This is a genomic window from Flavobacterium sp. 2755, assembly GCF_031455715.1.
Classification (GTDB): Bacteria; Bacteroidota; Bacteroidia; order Flavobacteriales; family Flavobacteriaceae; genus Flavobacterium.
Genome location: NZ_JAVDTG010000015.1, coordinates 1 through 20,165 on the forward strand (window position 1 = coordinate 1; position 20,165 = coordinate 20,165).

Genomic DNA, 20,165 nt, shown 5'->3' on the forward strand with positions numbered 1-20,165 from the left:
CATCCCGAACAGAGTAGTTAAGCCCGCCTGCGCAGATGGTACTGCAGTATTGTGGGAGAGTATGTCGTCGCCTTTCTTTTAAGAATCCTCATCATTTATTTGATGAGGATTTTTTGTTTTGTAAATGTTTTGGGAACTAAAATCTTTTTCGGTTAAAAAACTAATATTAGCTGGAATCTACCAGGTCATGCAGGACGGTCCTGCGGTTGAAACCGCAGGTAATATTTTTTGAACTTAAAGTCGAATATTCGAAATTAATATTATGCACTAATGCTGTAAAACGATAACTTGTTTATTCTAAAAGCAAAAAAGTAAGTTACAGCAGACGCTAAGAGAAATTTTATAATTATTTTATTGATGTTTATGGTTCTGTAAATCAGTGTGTTGGAATTTATGTCTTATTATATTTTTTTACTATCAACGTCGTTAATAAATTGAATTACACCATTCATAAAGACTTTTTGATCATCCCACATGGCTAAATGACTTCCGTTTGGGCAATATAAATAATGTCCTTTTTTAACTAATTTACTTTGTTCTTCCATTGCTTTTGGATCCATTGTGTCATATTTGGCACCAATCATAAGTGTTGGAATTGTAATTTCTTGTAAACGATTTTTAATATCCCATTTTGCTAATCTTCCGCTAATCCCAAATTCACTTGGGCCTTGCATCATTGTATAAATTTCTCCATTTACATGTTTGCTGGCACGATTTAGTCCGTCTGGCCATTCCTTTAATCTACATAAATGTTCTTTGTAGAAATTTGGGAGTAATAATTCCATATATCTCGGATTGCTAAAATCTTTTTTAGCTTCTAAAGCTCTTATTTCTGCTAAAATTTCGGGTTTCATTTGCTTTGCTAAAACTTCATCAGCATATTTTCCATATTCAGGAGCGCTTGCCATCATATTTGACACTAATAGTCCTTTCATATTTTGTTGATACTTTAGAGCATATTCCATAGCAAGAATTCCTCCCCACGAATTTCCTAATACATAGAAATTATCCTTATCTGCATTAATTGCTTTTCTAACCTGTTCTACTTCATCTACAAATCGGTCGGTTGTCCATAGGCTGCTGTCTTTTGGCTGATCACTATAATAAGATCCCAATTGATCATATTCATAAAATTCAAAACCTTCACGTTGAAAAAATGTTTCAAAACATTCCATGTATTCGTGTGTCATTGCCGGGCCTCCATGTAATAATAGGATTTTTATTTTTGGATTGTTTCCAAAACGTTTTGTCCAAACCTTAAATTCACCTATAGGTGTTTTTATAGGAATCATTTTTACACCAGCTGATTCTACATTATTTTGATCGTAAGTAAAATAATTGGTAAGAACATCAGATTTTGGTTCATTTTTACAAGATGTTAAAAGTATAATCATTGAAATGATTGCGGTACAACGCATATGTTTAAAATTTAAGGGTTTAGACTAAATTACAAATTATTCTTTATGAATATTAATATGATGGTGTTAACTTAAATTATTAAAAAATCATTATTTATAGTGATGTATGAAATTCAGTTGAGCTATAGTTTTGCAACTTGTGAAAAGTCAAAATATATAGCTGCAGAATGAAAAGTAATAGAACTATTTTAAAAATAACACCAAAGTTTCAAATTTTCTTATTCCTGTTTTTTTTCGCTGGAATATGGATTTCAAACGGTCAGAATGGTTGTGCTCAAATACCGGTTTCTGTTTTAAACGGATCGAATGGATTTTTATTGGAAGGTAAAGCTAATGAAGATGATTTAGGATACACAACAAAAAGTGCAGGAGATATCAATCATGATGGTATACCGGATATTATGATTGGAGCGCCGGGAATTGATTTTGGCGGAATGAAAGATGTAGGTGAGATTTATGTCATTTTTGGTGGATCAGGATTTTCATTTAAAACTTTTGATGTTGCTGCCTTAAACGGAACTAATGGTTTTGTAATTAGGGGTGTTGCCGCTGGCGAAAAATTAGGAACTATGCTAAGCCCGGCTGGTGACTTTAATAATGATGGAATTGATGATATTATTATTGGAAATTATACTGAGGAAGGGATGGCAACCGCACAAGTATTTTTTGGGGCTAATACATTTCAGCCACTTTACAACAGAACCGATATTGATAATACAAAAGGAATTTCTATTACCTGTAATGGAGAGGCAAATACATATATAATAGATGTAAGTTATGCTGGCGATGTGAATCACGATGGAATATCTGATGTTGTCATTACTGAATTTTACGCTGCAAGAACTAATAATTATGTTGTTTTTGGAGCTGCAGGTATTACGGATTTAGTCACTTCATCATTAAATGGTACAAATGGTTTTAAAATATCAGGATATCCAGTTTGGTATGGAGACAGTATTGGCCACAATGCTGGAGATATAAATAATGATGGAATCGATGATTTAGTTTTAGGATTTCCATCTTTTCAAGATTCAGCAAATCCTTATTCAGGAAGGGTTGTTTTGATATTTGGTAAAAATTTAAGTTTTCCTGCAATAATAGATTTGGATATTTTGAATGCATCAGAAGGGACAATTATAACCAATTCTATAAAGGAAAACCGAATGGGAAAATCAGTTGCATCAGCAGGTGATTTTAATAATGATGGTATTGATGATATTATAGTAGGGGCTCCATTTAAAGATCTTGACGGAGTTAGCGGTGTCGGTGGAGCCTATGTTGTTTTTGGAAGGAATACATTTCCGGCTTCATTTTCTATAACAAGTATAACACCAGCAACAGGTGTAGTTTTTCAAGGAAATAAATACAATGATCAGTTTGGATTTTCAGTAGCAGGAGTAAAAGATATTAATCACGATGGAAAGGATGATATTGCAATTTCTTCTAAAGAAGGAATCTCAAACAGTGGTGCCTTATATATTGTTTTTGGTGGAAATACCGCTACGGGAATTGTAAAAGAAAATAAAATTTTAAATACGGTTGGATACCAGATTTTTGATGATTTCGTTGGTTATTCTAATGAGACTTTTGCATGTGACGCAGCAGGAATCGGAGATTTTAATAATGATGGGACAAATGATTTTATATTAGGATCTATCAGAAGAGAAGATTATTATTGGGATAAAGGGAGCGCATATATTTTTTACGGCGAAACTTTAGACCGTATAGATAATGTTAAGCCAATCATTGAGTGTCCTGTCAATCAGGAACTTTATGTGAATTCAACATTACCTAATTATATTACGTTATTACCTAATGTAACAGATAATTGTTTGTATACCAGTAATTATGATTTGGTAATAACTCAAAGCCCACCTCAAGGGACTTTATTCAAAGGAGATACCAATGTAACGATTACTGTTACTGATTTATCCGGAAACACAAATTCATGTACTTTTTTAGTAAAATTGAAAACACCTCCTTCAGCGCCAACATGTAAAACAGTAAATTTTTCGTTGGAAGAATTAAATGGAACAAATGGTTTTGTGGTATACGGAGAAACAGGTTTTATACAAACAGGATTTAGTGTAAATAAGGCAGGAGATATAAACAATGACGGTATTCAAGATTTTATATTAAGCTCAGTAGGAGATATAAGAAGTTCTTCAGGAGCTTTTAAAAATGCACAGGAAATAATAAAGGGAAGTGTATATGTAGTGTATGGCAAAACCACCGGATTTCCACCTACAGTTCATTTAAAAGATTTAAATGGAACGAACGGGTTTATTATTCGTGATGATGTAGATTTAAACGGATATAACAAAACAGGGACTGTAGTAGCTTCTGCAGGCGATATAAATGGTGATGGAATAGATGATTTAATGTTGAGTGCACCTCACAAACAAAATATTAATTACGATGCAGGTGCAGTTTATGTAATTTTTGGGAAAACAGGAGGTCTTGCCCCTCAATTCTTTTTATCAAGTTTAAACGGAAGTAACGGATTTGTATTTTCTGGGACAGAATATTATGAAACGATAGGTACAGGGATTGATCCTATTGGCGATTTTAATAATGACGGTTTTGATGATATCGCTGTTTTTGGAAGCGGACAATTAAAAAAAGGACATATAATTTATGGTAAAAGCGGTCCTTTTCCAGCCTTACTATTATCGACAGAGCTAAATGGCAGCAATGGTTTTTCAATTTCCGGTGATCCTGCTGTTGATAAAATTGCTAATTCTTTAACAGGATTAGGAGATGTTAATGGAGATGGCATTCCAGATATTGCTGTGGCTACTTATGATGGAGAGAAAAGATATATTATTTACGGAAGCTCAGGTTTTCCAAGTGAATTTAATGTAACAACCCTAAATGGCAGCAATGGTTTTATTGTACAGCATTCAACATCATCTTTAAAATACACAGGAATAAATAAAGTAGGCGATCTTAATCATGACGGCTTTAATGATATTGCATTCAATAGAGATTTTGTCCTTTTTGGTTCTGCAAGTATTCCGGCTTCAGTAGATTTAAACAATCTTGACGGTACAAACGGTTTTAAATTAGAAAATTCATTCGCTTCAGTAGGCAAATCTGGTAGTATTGGTGATTTTAATAAAGATGGAATAGATGATTACCTTTTTGCGGTAAATAATTCAGGTGCTGTAATTATTTACGGTAGAGAGATCTGGAAAAGTTCTATTAATATGTTCAATTTTACCGCTAAAGACGGTTTAAGACTAACATTTTCTCACGGATACGATACATCATTTAATTTTACCGGAGACATTAATAATGATGGTTTTGATGATATTATTGGAAGTAGTATAATGTATAATTCTTCAGGTTCTGTAAAAATAAATGAGGACCCGGGAAGAGTATATGTTATTTACGGTAAAAAAAATATAACAGATACCGAAAAACCAGTTATAGCTAATTGCCCAAACAACGAAATTATTGACAAAGGAGACGAAATTCCAAATTATACAAACAATATAACCGTTACAGATGACTGTGATCAGAATCCTTTAATAGAACAGAGTCCAATTCCTGGAACCATATTCACAGGAGGAAAACAAACTGTAACCTTAACCGTAACCGATGCAAGCAGTCATTTTCAAACTTGTACTTTTACTATTTCAGATGGTATCGACAATGAAGTACCTGTTTTAACCTGTTTGGGAAATCAGCAATTAGCTTGTGGAGAAAAAGTTCCTAACTATCTTCCTTTACTAACCGTAACAGATGATATAGATACAAATGTACAACTTACTCAAAATCCGCCGGAAGGAACCGCTTTTTATGACGGAATGGAAATTGTTTTTACCGCTCAAGATGATGCTGGACACTACACTAATTGCAGTATAATTATTAGTGCAACTGGTGCAGATACCAAACCCCCAACATTTACCATTCCATTAAATGTAACACTATATTGCGGAGAATTTATCCCCAATTATGCATTTAGTCCTATAATGAATCTGCAGGATAATTGTAGTGATAATATTACTGCAGAAATGACACCGCCAGTCGGAACTCGTTTCTATGACGGAATTTCAATACACATAAAATACACAGATGAATCTGGAAATTCGGACGCATGCACCTTCGTTGTACATTCGGCAGAACAAGATTTTACACCGCCATTAATCTATAACTGTATCGGAGATCAGACTTTAGCCTGCGGATCAAAAATTCCAGACTATACACTTTTAGTTAAAGCAACAGACGAATGTGATCCATCGCCGGTAATTACTCAGGATCCAGCTGCAGGAAGTGATTTTACAGACGGAATGACCGTTACCGTAACCGCTACAGATGCATCAAATCAATATTCAGAATGCAGTTTTATTGTCAGCCTCTCTGCAGATACTACCCCGCCAGTAATAACCTGTATTGGAGATCAGAATCTGCTTGTGGGTACGTCACTTCCAGATTATCGTTCAATGGTTACAGTTTCAGATAATTGCGATTCAAACTTAACGGTAACACAAACCCCAGGTCCAGGTTCTGCAATTTCTGACGGAATGAATGTAGTAATGAATACTACGGATAATAGTGGTAATGAGACCAGTTGTTCCTTTGTGATACATATTGTATTAGATAATGAAGTGCCTGTTTTTACCTGTCTTACAGATCAAATGGTGGAATGTAATACAACCGTAATTCCAGATTATACAAAAATGATTTCTGCAACAGATAACATGGATCCAAATCCTTCGATTGTTCAAAATCCAGCAGCAGGAAGTGACTATTTAGCAGGAATGACAGTTAAAATAACAGTTTCAGATCAAAGTAATAATTCAAAAGATTGTCATTTTCAAATATTTACAAATCCAATTGTAGTTGAGGCAGGAAATGATCAGCAAATTACAGAAGGACAATCTGTAAACCTTGAAGCAGTAACTTCAGAAAATGGAACTTTTTTATGGTTCCCTTCAGATGGATTAAGCAATAATGCAATTGCAAACCCAATTGCAGCACCTTTAACAACCACAACCTATAAAGTAGTTTTTAAAAATGAATACAATTGTGAAGCCGAAGATTTTGTAACAATAACAGTTGTTCCAGAAGATAAAGACGAAACAAAATATGGTTTTTCTCCAAACGGCGACGGAATAAATGATTATTGGCAAATCGATGATATTACAAATTATCCAAACAATCAGGTTTTAATTTACAACCGCTGGGGCGATTTAGTTTTTCAAACCGAAAACTACGACAATACATCAAACGTATTTACCGGAATCGCCAACAAAAGCCGAAATCTGGGTGCCAATCAATTACCAGAAGGAACTTATTTCTTCGAAATCCGTGTCAACCAACCACATCACTTTAAAAAACTCAAGGGATATCTTGTTTTAAAACGCTAATTCATGAAAAGTATAATAAATAGTATTACAGCCTTACTCATCATAATCATTTTTTTAGAAAAGGCCTATGCACAGCAAACACCAGTTTTTTCAAGTTATAATTATAATACTGTTTTAATAAATCCCGCACATGCGGGATATTATTCAGATATAGATATTGCAATGACCACAAATGGATATTTCAACTCTTTTGATAGAAGTCCAAAAAATGTTGATTTTTCCATAAACAAATCAGCGTGGTCAGACAGATTAGGATTAGCAGCCGGAATATCCCGCGACGAGATTGGAGTCACAAACACAACCAATTTTTTTACTTCATACTCGTATAAAATTTATTATGGTTCCGATTATAAAGCAGGAGAGAAAAGATCAGCCAATTCCAAAATGATTTCGTTTGGAGTTACAGCCGGAGCAATGCTTTATAACGAAAATTTAACCGAATTAGGATTAGAATTTGATCCGGAATTTCAAGAAAGCATACACACTTTTACACCAACAGTTGGTGTAGGTTTTTTATATAATTATAATAAATTTTACTTAGGGTTATCTGCACCAAATTTGTTAAATGAAGCCTTCAATTCAAAAAATAACACCAATTTAAAAAATGTATATTACAGTTATTTAGGCTATCGATTTTTTACAAGTAGCCGCGAAGATTTACTTTTAAACCCAAGTGTTTTAGTAAAATATATGGAAGGATCACCTTTTCAGGCCGATTTTAATTTATTAGCAAACTACAAAAACAAATTCGAATTTGGAGGCGGTTATCGAACTTCAAATACAATAAATGCTCTTGCAGGATTTCATGTTTCAGATAATTTCAGGGTAATCTGTACCTATAATAAATCCTTTGATAATGTAGTAATTCCAGATACTTTTGGGCTCGTTTTAAATTACCGAATGGGTAAAGGATTCGAATAAATCAATCAACCAAACCATTTTCAACTGCATATTTTACCAACCCCGCCGTATTTTTAGCATTCAGTTTTGATAATAAATTACGGCGGTGTGTATTAACCGTATTTAAGCTGATAAACGTTTTTTCGGCAATTTCAGCCGTATTATATTCATGTGCGATCAAAATCAAAATTTCCTTCTCACGCGAACTCAGTTCTGTTAAATTCGAAACCTGTTTTTCAATTTTAGAACTGTTCGAAAGATGTTTTTCTTCCAGTTCTTCAGCAAAATAATTTTCTCCCGAAGCAATCGTATTAATCGCTTTCAAAAGTTCAGACTTCTCAGCATTCTTTAGCAAATAACCATTTACGCCAATTCTAATCAACCTCGAAATCATCATCACATTACTGTGTGTGCTTACAATTAGGATTTTTACATCTGGATATTCTTTTTTCAAAATCTTACTCAATTCAATACCATCCATTTCCGGCATACTGATATCCAGGATAATAAAATCAATATTACCCTTTTTAATTATTTCCAATGCTTCGATCCCGTTTATTGCCGTATTAACAGTGCCAATATTCGGTTCCTTTTCTAATAAAGACATAATTCCCTGAAGGAACATGGTATGATCATCGGCAATAAGTAAATTTATTTTATTCATCAAACTAATATATTAGTTACTTTTTAATTCGTCAAGCTGATTTTTAAAATCAATACCCTTAATTTTATTTTTTGATCTAGGTTCTAAAACCGGAATTTCAATATTAACAATCGTCCCTCTTTTCAATTTAGAATCAATTACAAACGAACCCTTTAAGTTGTCAATTCGCGTTTCTAAATTAATAAAACCAATTCCTTTTGAGCTTTTTTCCGTATCAAAACCAACGCCATTATCCTCAAATAAAAGATTTAGAATATTCTCAATATAATTCAGCTGAATTTCCACTTCAGAAGCCTTTGCATGTTTAATCGTATTCGTTAAAAGTTCCTGAATAATTTTAAACGTTTCAATTTGAATATCTTCATCCAATTCATTAATCTCTTTTTTTGGATACGGAATAAACGAAATTTTAATCTTACTGGCCTCGCTGATATTTCTGAAATAAGATTCCAAAACTTCCAAAAACTTATTTTGGCTGAATTTCTTCGGAAGTAAAGTATGCGACAAACTTCGAACCTGCTGATACGTTTCATCCAACTGCAGACTGATTTTCTGAACATTTGAAAAATTAGAAACATCTAAATGATTCACCTGCAGTTTTATCGCAGCCAGATTACCGCCAATACTATCATGTAATTCCTGCGAAATACGCTGTCTTTCCTTATCCTGACCGCTTATCGAAGCCTTAATCAACTCTAATTCCTGATCTTTCAGGATTCCGTCAATTTTTTGAGAACTAATTTCTGCCTGCTTTATATTGAGTAAATGCTGCACTTTAAAACGTTTATAATACTGAAATAAAAGCCCAATAATAGGCAGTAATAAAACCAAAAAAGCAATTATGGTAAACAATTTTGTTTTCTTCTGCTGATTGATTTCTAAAGCTTTCAATTGCTGATCCTTCTTTAAAAGAGAAATCTCGTTTCGTTTTTTATTCGATGAATTCTGAAAAGACAAAATCGTATTTTCATTATTTTTATTAGAAATTTCCTCCTGAAGCAGCATATTTTTTATCGCCTCTTCCTGATTTGCCAGTGTTAGTTTTTTAGTCTCATTTTCAAATTTCAAAACCTCAATTTCCTTTTGTTTTTGAGCTGTTTTGTATTTGATTTCCAACTCATTAATTTCCTTTATTTTCTGAAGTTTATTAATAGAATCCTTAATATGAGTTGATTTTTCAAAAAACGAATAAGCACTTTTATAATCTTCCTGCTGAATTGCAATTTTTCGCAATTCATCATAAATATAACTCTGTTTTTGAAGCAATCCAAAATGAACCGACTTTTGAAGCGCTTCAGAAAATATCAATTTGGCCTCATTGTATTTTTTCAATGCAATATAAGTATCTCCAATACTGCTTCTGGCAGTAACAGCTAATTGATTCAGTTCATTTTTATCAGCAATAACAACCGCTTCCTGATATACTTTTAAAGCCTCATTATTTTTTTTCTGTAATTGATAATTGGCACCAAGTCCAATTAAAATCACCGCTTCTGCCTGATTGTTATTCGTTTTATCGCAAATCGCTTTTCCTTTTTTATAGAAATAATTACCATTTTCATAATCCTTCATTTCAGAATAAATATCTCCAAGATTAATATAACTTCCCAGAATTATTTCTTCATCTTCTTTATATTCAAGGCATTGTTTGAATAATGCAATTGCATTTTTATAATCGCTCAATTCGCTGTAAGTCAGTGCTAAACCATGCAGATGCGTGTAATAAAGATTCTTTTCATTGTATTTTTGAGAAGCCTCAATACCTTTTAAATGCCATTTTTTACTTTCATTAAGTAAACCTCTCGTTTTATAATTAATCGCAAGCAGATTGTAACCCAAAGAAAAAAGCCGGTTTTTTAAAGAATCATTTACAACCGTATTAAATTTTAAAGCCTGATTAGTATAATAAATAGAAGAATCTATAATCGCCCTTTTATTGAAGTAATAACCCAAAAGCAAATCAGCACAAGCAGTAGAACGATTGCCGTACGCAGATTTTAATATAGAATGGGCTTTATTGTAAGCCTTTTTTTCATCGCCGTTATTATATAAAGTATAAAGCGATTTAATGATTTTATCCTCCTTTATTTCTGAAGAACTTTTGGAAACAAAAGACTTCTTTTTATTATCAATCTGAGCCAGCAGATTAAAAGATAAAAAGAGAAAAATCAATAAATAAAGCCTTCCGGACCAAATTGCCATACATTTTTGGTTTGTACCCTAAATCAGAATTAGAGTAATTTTTAAAGTCTTGTAAACTTGGGGTTTATAAAATCTGTTCCATTTTAGACAGACAGGTAAAAATAACACAAAACAATTAAATACCAGTTTCTTAAAATAGGTTTTTTAACCAAAGTTGTGATATAATCTTTTTAGAAAAACAAACCCGAAAATAATTGTAAACCAATTGATTAGTAAATAGGAGAAAAACTAAAAGTTTCTTAAATAGATTTGAAGCTAAATTTTCTTGTAGTAAATTAGTAATACTATACTTAAATAAACGAATTATGAAAAATAGAATATTTTTAGCCATAGCATTGTTAACCCTAACAATCCCGGCCAGTGCACAGAAGAAAATAGAAGTTACAGAACTCCCAAAACCAGCGCAGGAATTTTTAAAGAAACATTTTAGCCACACCACAGTGGTAACTGCCAAAAAAGATGCAGAACACGGAGAAAAAGGTTTTGAAGTAATATTGAAAGACGGAACAGAAGTAGAATTCTGGAAAGACGGATCGTATCGTGAAGTTGATGGAGAAGGCAAACCAATTCCAACCGATTTTATTCCGGATAATATCAAAGCTTATGTTGCCAAAAATCATCCAAACGAAAAAATAACGCACATCGACTATGGGCACAAAGATTTGGATGTTGATTTAACAAACAAAATCGATTTGGAATTTACCAAAGACGGTAAAATTCTAAAAGATAAAAAAGACAAATAAAGATCTTTTATTGGTTTATATTCCCGATTAAATCACAGGCAGGTTTAATCGGGAATTTTTTATTTAACACCAATTTATAGTTAAGAACATCTTGAGCGAAAATAGTTTATATTTACATTTCTATTTTTTATTTCATGGAAGAGAATAAACATGTAACGATTTACGATATTGCCGAGCGTTTAAACCTGGCAACATCAACTATTTCACGCGCTTTAAAAGACCACCATACCATAAGTGATAAAACGATAAAGAAAGTGAAAAAAACTGCTGAAGAAATGGGCTTTGTTCCCAACACTTTAGCGGCAGGTTTACGCGGAAACAAAACCAGAACTATTGGTGTTTTGATCCCAACCGTTACACAGCCGTTTTTATCGTCCTTAATCAGCGGAATCGAAATCACAGCCCAAAAATCGGATTATACCGTAATTATTATGCAGTCGCATGATTCTTACGAAGAAGAAGTAAATATGGCTAAATCGCTGTATAGTAATCGTGTAAGCGGTGTAATTTGTTCGCTTGCAATGGAAACCAGAGATACGGCACACTTCCATCAGTTTTCAAACAATAACATTCCGTTAGTATTTGTCGACAGGGTTCCTAAAGATTACAATACTTTTAGAGTTGTTATCGACAATTATACAGCAGGTTACAAAGCAACAAAACACCTTATAGAACAAGGCTGTATCCGAATTGCACATTTAACCGCTGGTTCAGAATTAGGAAATCTTTATAATGAAAGAAAAAGGGGTTATATAGAAGCCTTAAAAGATCATAATATTACTGTAGAAGAAGAATTGATAATTAATTTAAATTCAGTTACCTACGAAGATGGAGTAAAAGCCAGCAATGCTTTATTTGATTTAAAACCAATGCCCGACGGACTATTTGCTCCCGGAGATATTTTAGCCGTAAGTGCCGTGCAGACCGCTAAAAAAAGAGGCATAAAAGTGCCCGAAGAATTTAAAGTAATTGGTTTTAATAACGACCCAATTTCACAGATTATAGATCCTAATTTGTCGACAATTACGCATCCTGCCGAAAAAATGGGAAAAGCAGCGGCCGAAATTATTATCAAAAATTTGAAATCATCTAAAAATGATGATGCAAAAGAAATCACCTTTTTGAATACAGAAGTACTGGCAAGAGAATCTTCTCAAAAATAAAATATAAAATTCAGAATTTAAACACTGAATTCAACCCCTCTAAAGCAGGATAGTTTTTATAATTATCCTGCTTTTATTTGTTACAGAAATATATTTTTTGAAAAAAAGAGAACTAAAATTTTTTTCTTAAACAACAATCCTATATTTTTACGCAACCGATTGCAATTATTGTTTTGTTTGGAATAATACATTTTTTGAATTAAAATTTTATCAAATAGTAATATTCAAGTCCAAAACGTTGATGTTGTAAAAATGAAAGTTTTTAAGAATAAACTAATTAGTAAATGACTTCAGTAAGATTTGTTTTTCTGTTTCTTTCGATTTCCTTTTCTGCTTTTGCGCAAAAGGATTATAAACTATGGCTTCAATATGACAGAATAACTAATTCAACAATTGCTTTAGAATATAAAAACAATATTCAGGGAATTGTTTCTTTAGGAAATTCCCAAACTTCTCAGATTTCCGTAAAAGAATTAGAAAACGCAATCGTCGATATGCTGGGAAATAAACCGGAAATAAAATCAGAAATAAAAGGAGAAAACAATCTGATTATAGCTTCTCAAAATTTTTTAAATCCGGATTTACAAAAAGCCTTAAAAGAAGATTTCGACAAAATAAACAACGAAGGTTTTATCATTAAAACAATTCGTTTTAAAAATAAAAAACAGCTTATCATTTCAGGAAAAAATGATGTAGCAGTTTTATACGGAGTTTTTAATTTTTTAAGATTGATGCAGACCAATAAATCAATTCAAAACTTAAATATTACCGATTCTCCCAAAACAAATATCAGAATCCTAAATCACTGGGATAATCTCGACCGAACTGTTGAACGCGGTTATGCAGGTTTCTCTTTATGGAACTGGCAGAAATTACCAGATTTTATCGATCAGCGCTATATTGATTATGCCAGAGCAAATGCCTCAATAGGAATCAATGGAACAGTTTTGACGAATGTAAATGCAAATGCTTTAATCTTAACGCCGCAATATTTAGAAAAGGTCGAAGCCTTGGCAAATGTTTTTAGACCTTACGGAATAAAAGTCTATTTAACTGCAAGATTTTCAGCACCAATCGAAATAGGAAACCTAAAAACAGCCGATCCAAAAGATCCTGAAGTGATCAATTGGTGGAAAAATAAAGCAACTGAAATTTACAAACGAATTCCAGATTTTGGAGGATTTTTAGTGAAAGCCAATTCAGAAGGTCAGCCCGGTCCGCAAAATTATGGAAGAGATCACGTCGACGGTGCTAATATGCTTGCCGATGCCGTTGCGCCGTTTGGAGGTATAATTATGTGGAGAGCCTTTGTATATTCAGAACATGATGCAAACGATCGTGCAAAACAAGCTTACGCCGAATTTCAGCCATATGATGGAAAATTCAAGGAAAATGTAATCGTCCAAGTAAAAAACGGCGCGATCGATTTTCAGCCCAGAGAACCGTTTCATCCGTTATTTGGCGCCATGCCAAAAACGCCTTTAATGATGGAATTTCAAATCACGCAGGAATATTTAGGTTTTAGCACACATTTAGTTTTTCTGCCAAAATTATTTCAGGAAGTTTTAGAATCAGATACCTATCAAAAAGGAAAAGGTTCAACCGTTGCCAAAGTCATTGACGGTACTTTATATCAAAATAAACTAACCGGAATTGCCGGAGTTGCTAATATCGGAAATGATTTAAACTGGACAGGACACCCTTTTGCACAAGCCAATTGGTACGGTTTCGGAAGACTGGCGTGGAATCCGTATTTAGACTCTGAAACCATTGCTGATGAATGGTTAAGATGTACTTTTTCAAACGATGAAAATTTCATAAAACCAGTTGCAGCTATGATGATCGAATCGCGTGAAGCCGTTGTAAATTATATGACACCACTTGGTCTACATCATATTATGGATACCGGACATCATTACGGACCAGGACCGTGGGTTTCTAATTTATCACGTCCAGAATGGAACCCGACTTATTACCATAAAGCAGATAAAAACGGAATTGGTTTTGACAGATCAAAGTCGGGAACCAATGCCACTTCGCAATATGCGCCAGAAATAGAAAAACTTTTTGATAACATAGAAACATGCCCAGAAAAAGATTTATTATGGTTTCATCACGTTTCATGGGGTTATAAACTAAAAAACGGAGAAACACTATGGAATGGTTTAGCATTGAAATATCAAGAAGGCGTAAATCAAGTCAAAGAGATGCAAAATGTTTGGAATCAAGCAGAAAAATATGTTGACAGCGAACGTTTCAATGAAGTTAAAATGCTGCTCGAAATTCAGCAGAAAGAAGCAAAATGGTGGCGAGACGCCTGCTTATTATATTTTCAGCAATTTTCAGGAAAAGAACTTCCTGTCGGAGTAGAAAAACCAACCCAAACTTTAGAGTATTTTAAATCATTAAAATTCCCATTTGCACCGGGAAATGGGTAAGTAAATTATGAAGTAAATGTAACACGGATGACACGGATTCGCTATCGCGAAGACACGGAAAAAAAACGGATTCTTCTCAATAAAAAAGAACAAAAAATCCGTGCAAATCAGCGTTTTCGCGATAGCGAATCCGTGTCATCCGCATACCAAATACCAAAAAATATATTTTAAAAATTATGAATAAAAAAACAGCAATAGTAACCGGAGGAAATTCAGGTTTAGGATTTGCAACCGCAAAGAAATTATGTGATAACGGAATCACAACCTACATCGTCGGAAGAACAAAAGACAAAACAGAAGAAGCCTGCAAAGAAATTGGAGAAAATGCAATTCCGGTAATTTTTGACTTAAATGATTTGAAAGCAATTCCAGCCATGATCGAAAGTATAACCAAAAATGCCCCAATCGATATTTTGGTAAACAATGCCGGAATCAATATGAAAAAAGAATTTACAGATGTAACCGATGAAGATTTTTTATCCATAATTCATACCAATCTTTTAAGCGTTTTTGCTGTAAGTAGAGAAGTCGTAAAAAACATGAAAGAAAACGGAGGCGGAAGCATCATCAACATCAGTTCAATGGCTTCACAATATGGAATCCCAAAAGTAATTGCCTATTCATCAAGTAAAGGCGCGATTGAATCGATGACACGTGCCATGGCAGTAGAATTGGCTCAGTTTGGCATTCGTATAAACTGCATTGCGCCAGGATTTATCAAAACCAAAATGTCATCAACAGCTTTGGACAATGATCCCGAAAGAAAAAATAAAGTACTGGGAAGAACACCAATGGGTTATTTAGGTGAACCTTCAGACATTGCAGATGCCGTTTATTATTTCGCTTTAAGCGAATCAAAATATACAACGGGAACCGTTTTACCAGTTGATGGAGGAAACAGTATTGGGTTTTAATTGTGAAAATGCCACAAAGTCGCTAAGTCACAAAGTTTTATTTTAAAAACTTTGAAGAGAAAAACTTTGTGACTTAGCGCCTTCGTGGCACAAAAAAAAAGTATGATAAAAATGCAGCAAACCATGCGATGGTTCGGACCAAACGACAACGTAAGTTTAATCGATATTAAACAAGCCGGAGCAACAGGAATTGTAACCGCTTTGCACCAAATTCCCGTTGGCGATGTCTGGACAATTGCTGACATAAAAGAAAGACAGGAAATCATTCGAAATTACGGACTGGAATGGACTGTGGTGGAAAGTCTTCCGGTTCACGAGGAAATCAAAAGAGCTTCAGGAAATTATCAGCAATACATCGAAAATTATAAAATCAGTTTACGTAATCTGGCAGAATGCGGGATCAAAATCATCACCTATAATTTTATGCCGATTCTGGATTGGGTACGTACGAATCATAATTTTATTAACGAAGACGGGAGTAAAGCATTGCTATACAATCAGGATGCGTTTACCTATTTTGATGTTTTCCTTTTAAAAAGACCAAACGCTGAAAATGATTATTCTGAAATTCAAAAACAAAACGCCTTGAATTTCGGCAATAAACTTTCAGAACCGGAAAAAGCATTATTGTTTAAAAATGTTTTGCTAGGATTACCGGGAAGTACGATCAACTTTACGGCAGAACAGATTTTATCTTTATTAGATAATTATGCGAATATCGACAATCAAAAACTAAGAGAAAACCTGATTTATTTTTTATCAGAAGTCGCTCCGGTCGCAGAAAAAACAGGTTCAAAATTAGCAATTCATCCAGACGATCCGCCGTTTTCGGTTTTAGGACTTCCGAGAATTGTTTCAACAGAAGCTGATTTAGAGGCGATTTTTAATACCATTCCATCAATAGCAAACGGATTGTGTTATTGCACAGGTTCGTTAAGTGCCGACCCGAAAAACAATCTCGAAAAAATTATAGATGATTTTGGAGACAGAATTCACTTTCTACATCTCCGAAATACCATCCGCGAAAGCGAAACAATTTTCAGAGAATCAGAACATTTAAATGGCGATGTTAATATGGAAGTTATCGTAGAGAAATTATTATTGTTAATGAACAAAACAAAAATAAGTCTGCCAATGCGTCCCGATCATGGTTTCCTGCATTCCGTTGATGAAACGACAGAAACATATCCGGGATATTCTTTGACAGGAAGGTTAAAAGGGCTTGCTGAGTTAAGGGGTTTAGAAACGGGAATTGCTTATAAGTTGAATTTGTAAAACGTACTGTTTGTCATTCCGAGGAACGAGGAATCGCACGAGAAATTCCGCACAGAATGTCTCCAATCTTTGTCGAATCCCGAGTGCGATTTCTCCTTACGTCGAAATGACAAAACTGGCGAAAGCTATGTTTGTTTAAACAAGTGAAACGTCTTTATACAAACAAAGAAAAACTATGTCTCTATGTGTTTAAATTTTAAGTTGCTATATAAGTTTTTACTGCTTTTCCTCATCGGATTAAGCACAAAATCGCATGCAATAAATCCAGAGAAATATGTAGTAAATCAGGCTTCCGTCGAAAACTTTCCTTTAGTTTCAAAAGGAAAAACAGCTTCTATTTTAGTTGACAAAAATGATTTTTCAGGCGTTTTAAAAGTTGTTGGGCATTTAGAAAATGACATTTTTCAGGTTTCGGATTTGCATCCAAAACGAATCAATAAAATTTCAGAAGCAGAAGATTTTGTTGTTATTATAGGAACACTCGGAAAAAGCGAAATTATAGATCAATTAGTCAAAAAAGGAAAAATTGATCCAAACGAACTTCGCGGAAAATGGGAAAAATTTACGACCCAGATTATTGAAAATCCTTTTAAAGGAATTAAAAAAGCCTTAGTAATTGCAGGTTCAGACAAACGAGGAACGATTTACGGAATCTACGATTTATCCAATCAAATTGGTGTTTCGCCTTGGTATTTTTGGGCAGATGTTCCGATAAAAAAACAATCAGAATTGCATGTTTTACCCGGAATACATTCGCAGGGAGAACCAAAAGTAAAGTACAGAGGAATTTTTATAAACGACGAAGCTCCCGCTTTATCTGGCTGGGCATTTGAGAAATTTGGCGGATTCAATTCAAAATTCTACGATAAAGTTTTTGAATTGATTTTGCGAATGAAAGGCAACTATTTATGGCCGGCAATGTGGGGCAGAATGTTTTATGTAGAAGATCCGCAGAATGCTGTTTTGGCCAACGAATACGGAATTGTAATGGGAACTTCACATCACGAACCGCTAACAAGAGCGCATGTAGAATGGGGAAAAGCAAACGGAAAATGGGATTTTAATACCAATTCTGAAGCCTTAATTAACTTTTGGAAAGACGGAATTAAAAGAATGGGAAACAACGAAACCATTGTAACTGTCGGAATGCGCGGCGACGGCGACGAGCCAATGACCGAAGGAACTGCAATTGATTTACTAGAAAATATCGTAAAAACCCAAAGAAATATCATTGCAGAAGTTACGAAAAAACCAGCCGAAGAAACACCTCAAATGTGGGCACTTTACAAAGAAGTTCAGGATTATTACGACAAAGGAATGACGGTTCCTGATGATATTACGCTTTTACTTTGCGATGATAATTGGGGAAATATCCGCAAACTGCCAGAACTAGATTCTAAACCAAGAAAAGGCGGTTACGGAATTTATTATCATTACGATTACGTTGGCGGACCAAGAAATTACAAATGGATTAACACAAACCAAATTGAAAGAGTTTGGGAACAAATGGATTTAGCTTATCAATATGGCGTTGATAAAATTTGGATTGTAAATGTGGGCGACATTAAACCAATGGAATTTCCGATAGAATTTTTCTTAGATATGGCGTGGAATCCTGAAAAATTCAATGCTGGAAATTTAGAGCAATATTATGTGAATTGGGCAAAAGAAAATTTTGGAGATCAAAATGCAAATGATATTGCTGAAATTCTAAAATTATACACCAAATACAATTCTCGCAGAAAACCCGAATTGTTAGATTCAAAAACCTACAGCATCACCAATTATAACGAAGCAGAAAAGGTTGTTGAAGATTATCAAAAACTGGTTGAAAAAGCTAATTCAATAAATGAAAAATTACAGCCAGAATATAAAGATGCTTTTTATCAGCTGGTTTTATTTCCTGTTTTAGCAAGTGCAAACTTAAATGAGTTATATGTTGCAACGGCTAAAAATGAATTGTATGCAAGTCAGGGAAATGCCATTGCAAATGTGTATGCTGAAAAAGTAAAAGAATTATTTGAGAAAGACAGTCTGCTGACGAATTACTACCATACGAAATTAGCAAACGTAAAATGGAATCATATGATGTCGCAAACACATATTGGTTATGATAATTGGCAGCAGCCTGATAAAAATGTAATTCCGAAAACAAAAGTTGTTTTTTACGATACTGCAACAAATCCTGGAATTACGGTCGAAAATTGCGATGAGGTTTATGATTCAAATAATAATAAAACAATTGTTCTGCCGACTTTTAATTCTCTTGAAAATAAGTCGTCTTATATTGATTTATTTAATCGAGGCGTAAAATCTTTTCAGCTTAATATTGAAAATAAAAACAATTGGATTTTATTTTCTTTAATGAAAGGAACAATTCATTCAGAAAGAAGAATTATAGTAAACATCGACTGGAAAAAAGCTCCAAAAGGAATAACTAAAGCTCAACTTACAATTTCAGCAGACGATAAAAAGTACAAGGTTGAAGTAAATACCAATAATATCAAATCAGATAAAGTTCATGGCTTTGTTGAGAGCAATGGATATATTTCAATTGAAGCCCAAAATTATTCAAAAGCAATCAATTCAGATTCAGTAAAATGGACGATAATTCCAAATCTTGGTAAAACAGATTCAGGAATAACAATAAAACCTTCAAATATAAAACCTATTGAAATCTCGGAACAATCTCCAAGGTTAGAATACGACGTTCATTTTTTTAGCAAAGGAAATGTAAAAGTTCACGCTTATTTTTCGCCAACAATTAATTTTACAATTCGTGACGGCTTGAAATACGGAATTGCTTTTGATAATGAAAAACCACAAATAATCAATTTCAATCAGGATAATTCAGAAAAAGCTTGGGCAGAATCTGTTGCGAATAATATCGAAATAATAATATCATCGCATACTATTGAAAAGGCTGGAAATCATATTTTGAAAATTTATGCCGTCGATCCAGCTTTGTTGCTTCAAAAGATTGTAATTGAAACCGAAGAAGGAAAATTATTGGAGTCGTATTTAGGCCCGCCGGAGAGTTTTAAGAAGAAATAATCCGCTCTGTTTGTCATTC

At 33.7% G+C, this 20,165-nt stretch carries 11 protein-coding genes; 8 read left to right on the forward strand and 3 right to left on the reverse strand.

The genetic code is table 11. The features are described 5' to 3' along the window. Positions 1-401: 401 nt before the first annotated feature. Complete coding sequence (locus J2Y38_RS23575) at positions 402-1,418, reverse strand: proline-specific peptidase family protein (RefSeq protein ID WP_309847599.1); 1,017 nt, start codon at positions 1,416-1,418, stop codon at positions 402-404. 167 nt (positions 1,419-1,585) lie between these two features. Between J2Y38_RS23575 and J2Y38_RS23580 the strand changes: the two genes are divergently transcribed. Then, positions 1,586-6,793: an HYR domain-containing protein gene (locus tag J2Y38_RS23580; protein WP_309847602.1), complete on the forward strand. Its 5,208-nt coding sequence runs from the start codon at positions 1,586-1,588 to the stop codon at positions 6,791-6,793. A 3-nt stretch (positions 6,794-6,796) separates the two neighbouring features. Further along, entirely contained in the window at positions 6,797-7,714 is a 918-nt protein-coding gene (locus J2Y38_RS23585) for a type IX secretion system membrane protein PorP/SprF (RefSeq protein ID WP_309847604.1), read from the forward strand. A gap of 1 nt (position 7,715) precedes the next feature. On the opposite strand, the gene J2Y38_RS23590 is transcribed toward J2Y38_RS23585, so the two are convergent. Next, positions 7,716-8,357, reverse strand: coding sequence for a response regulator transcription factor (locus J2Y38_RS23590; protein WP_309847607.1), 642 nt, complete (start codon positions 8,355-8,357; stop codon positions 7,716-7,718). Between the two features lie 12 nt (positions 8,358-8,369). Further along, positions 8,370-10,559: a sensor histidine kinase gene (locus J2Y38_RS23595; protein ID WP_309847609.1), complete on the reverse strand. Its 2,190-nt coding sequence runs from the start codon at positions 10,557-10,559 to the stop codon at positions 8,370-8,372. A gap of 305 nt (positions 10,560-10,864) precedes the next feature. Here J2Y38_RS23595 and J2Y38_RS23600 point away from each other — a divergent pair, with 305 nt between their 5' ends. From J2Y38_RS23600 to J2Y38_RS23625, 6 genes are all read left to right on the forward strand, one after another. After that, entirely contained in the window at positions 10,865-11,302 is a 438-nt protein-coding gene (locus tag J2Y38_RS23600) for a PepSY-like domain-containing protein (RefSeq protein ID WP_309847611.1), read from the forward strand. Between the two features lie 134 nt (positions 11,303-11,436). Further along, on the forward strand, positions 11,437-12,465 hold the full coding sequence (locus tag J2Y38_RS23605) for a LacI family DNA-binding transcriptional regulator (protein ID WP_180856796.1): 1,029 nt from the start codon (positions 11,437-11,439) through the stop codon (positions 12,463-12,465). Between the two features lie 284 nt (positions 12,466-12,749). Beyond that, positions 12,750-14,903 (forward strand): alpha-glucuronidase family glycosyl hydrolase, encoded by a 2,154-nt coding sequence (locus tag J2Y38_RS23610; protein ID WP_309847613.1) that lies wholly within the window; start codon positions 12,750-12,752, stop codon positions 14,901-14,903. A gap of 176 nt (positions 14,904-15,079) precedes the next feature. Further along, positions 15,080-15,817 (forward strand): SDR family oxidoreductase, encoded by a 738-nt coding sequence (locus J2Y38_RS23615; protein ID WP_309847616.1) that lies wholly within the window; start codon positions 15,080-15,082, stop codon positions 15,815-15,817. Positions 15,818-15,928: 111 nt separating this feature from the next. After that, entirely contained in the window at positions 15,929-17,092 is a 1,164-nt protein-coding gene (gene uxuA / locus J2Y38_RS23620; RefSeq protein WP_309847744.1) for a mannonate dehydratase, read from the forward strand. Positions 17,093-17,275: 183 nt separating this feature from the next. Continuing rightward, complete coding sequence (locus J2Y38_RS23625) at positions 17,276-20,146, forward strand: glycosyl hydrolase 115 family protein (RefSeq protein ID WP_309847617.1); 2,871 nt, start codon at positions 17,276-17,278, stop codon at positions 20,144-20,146. Positions 20,147-20,165: the final 19 nt, after the last annotated feature.

Bases quoted from the DNA above. Each gene is read 5' to 3' on its own strand.
- J2Y38_RS23575 (WP_309847599.1), bottom strand. From the start codon at position 1,418: ATGCGTTGTACCGCAATCATTTCAATGATTATACTTTTAACATCTTGT.
- J2Y38_RS23580 (WP_309847602.1), top strand. From the start codon at position 1,586: ATGAAAAGTAATAGAACTATTTTAAAAATAACACCAAAGTTTCAAATT.
- J2Y38_RS23585 (WP_309847604.1), top strand. From the start codon at position 6,797: ATGAAAAGTATAATAAATAGTATTACAGCCTTACTCATCATAATCATT.
- J2Y38_RS23590 (WP_309847607.1), bottom strand. From the start codon at position 8,357: ATGAATAAAATAAATTTACTTATTGCCGATGATCATACCATGTTCCTT.
- J2Y38_RS23595 (WP_309847609.1), bottom strand. From the start codon at position 10,559: ATGGCAATTTGGTCCGGAAGGCTTTATTTATTGATTTTTCTCTTTTTA.
- J2Y38_RS23600 (WP_309847611.1), top strand. From the start codon at position 10,865: ATGAAAAATAGAATATTTTTAGCCATAGCATTGTTAACCCTAACAATC.
- J2Y38_RS23605 (WP_180856796.1), top strand. From the start codon at position 11,437: ATGGAAGAGAATAAACATGTAACGATTTACGATATTGCCGAGCGTTTA.
- J2Y38_RS23610 (WP_309847613.1), top strand. From the start codon at position 12,750: ATGACTTCAGTAAGATTTGTTTTTCTGTTTCTTTCGATTTCCTTTTCT.
- J2Y38_RS23615 (WP_309847616.1), top strand. From the start codon at position 15,080: ATGAATAAAAAAACAGCAATAGTAACCGGAGGAAATTCAGGTTTAGGA.
- uxuA (WP_309847744.1), top strand. From the start codon at position 15,929: ATGCAGCAAACCATGCGATGGTTCGGACCAAACGACAACGTAAGTTTA.
- J2Y38_RS23625 (WP_309847617.1), top strand. From the start codon at position 17,276: ATGTGTTTAAATTTTAAGTTGCTATATAAGTTTTTACTGCTTTTCCTC.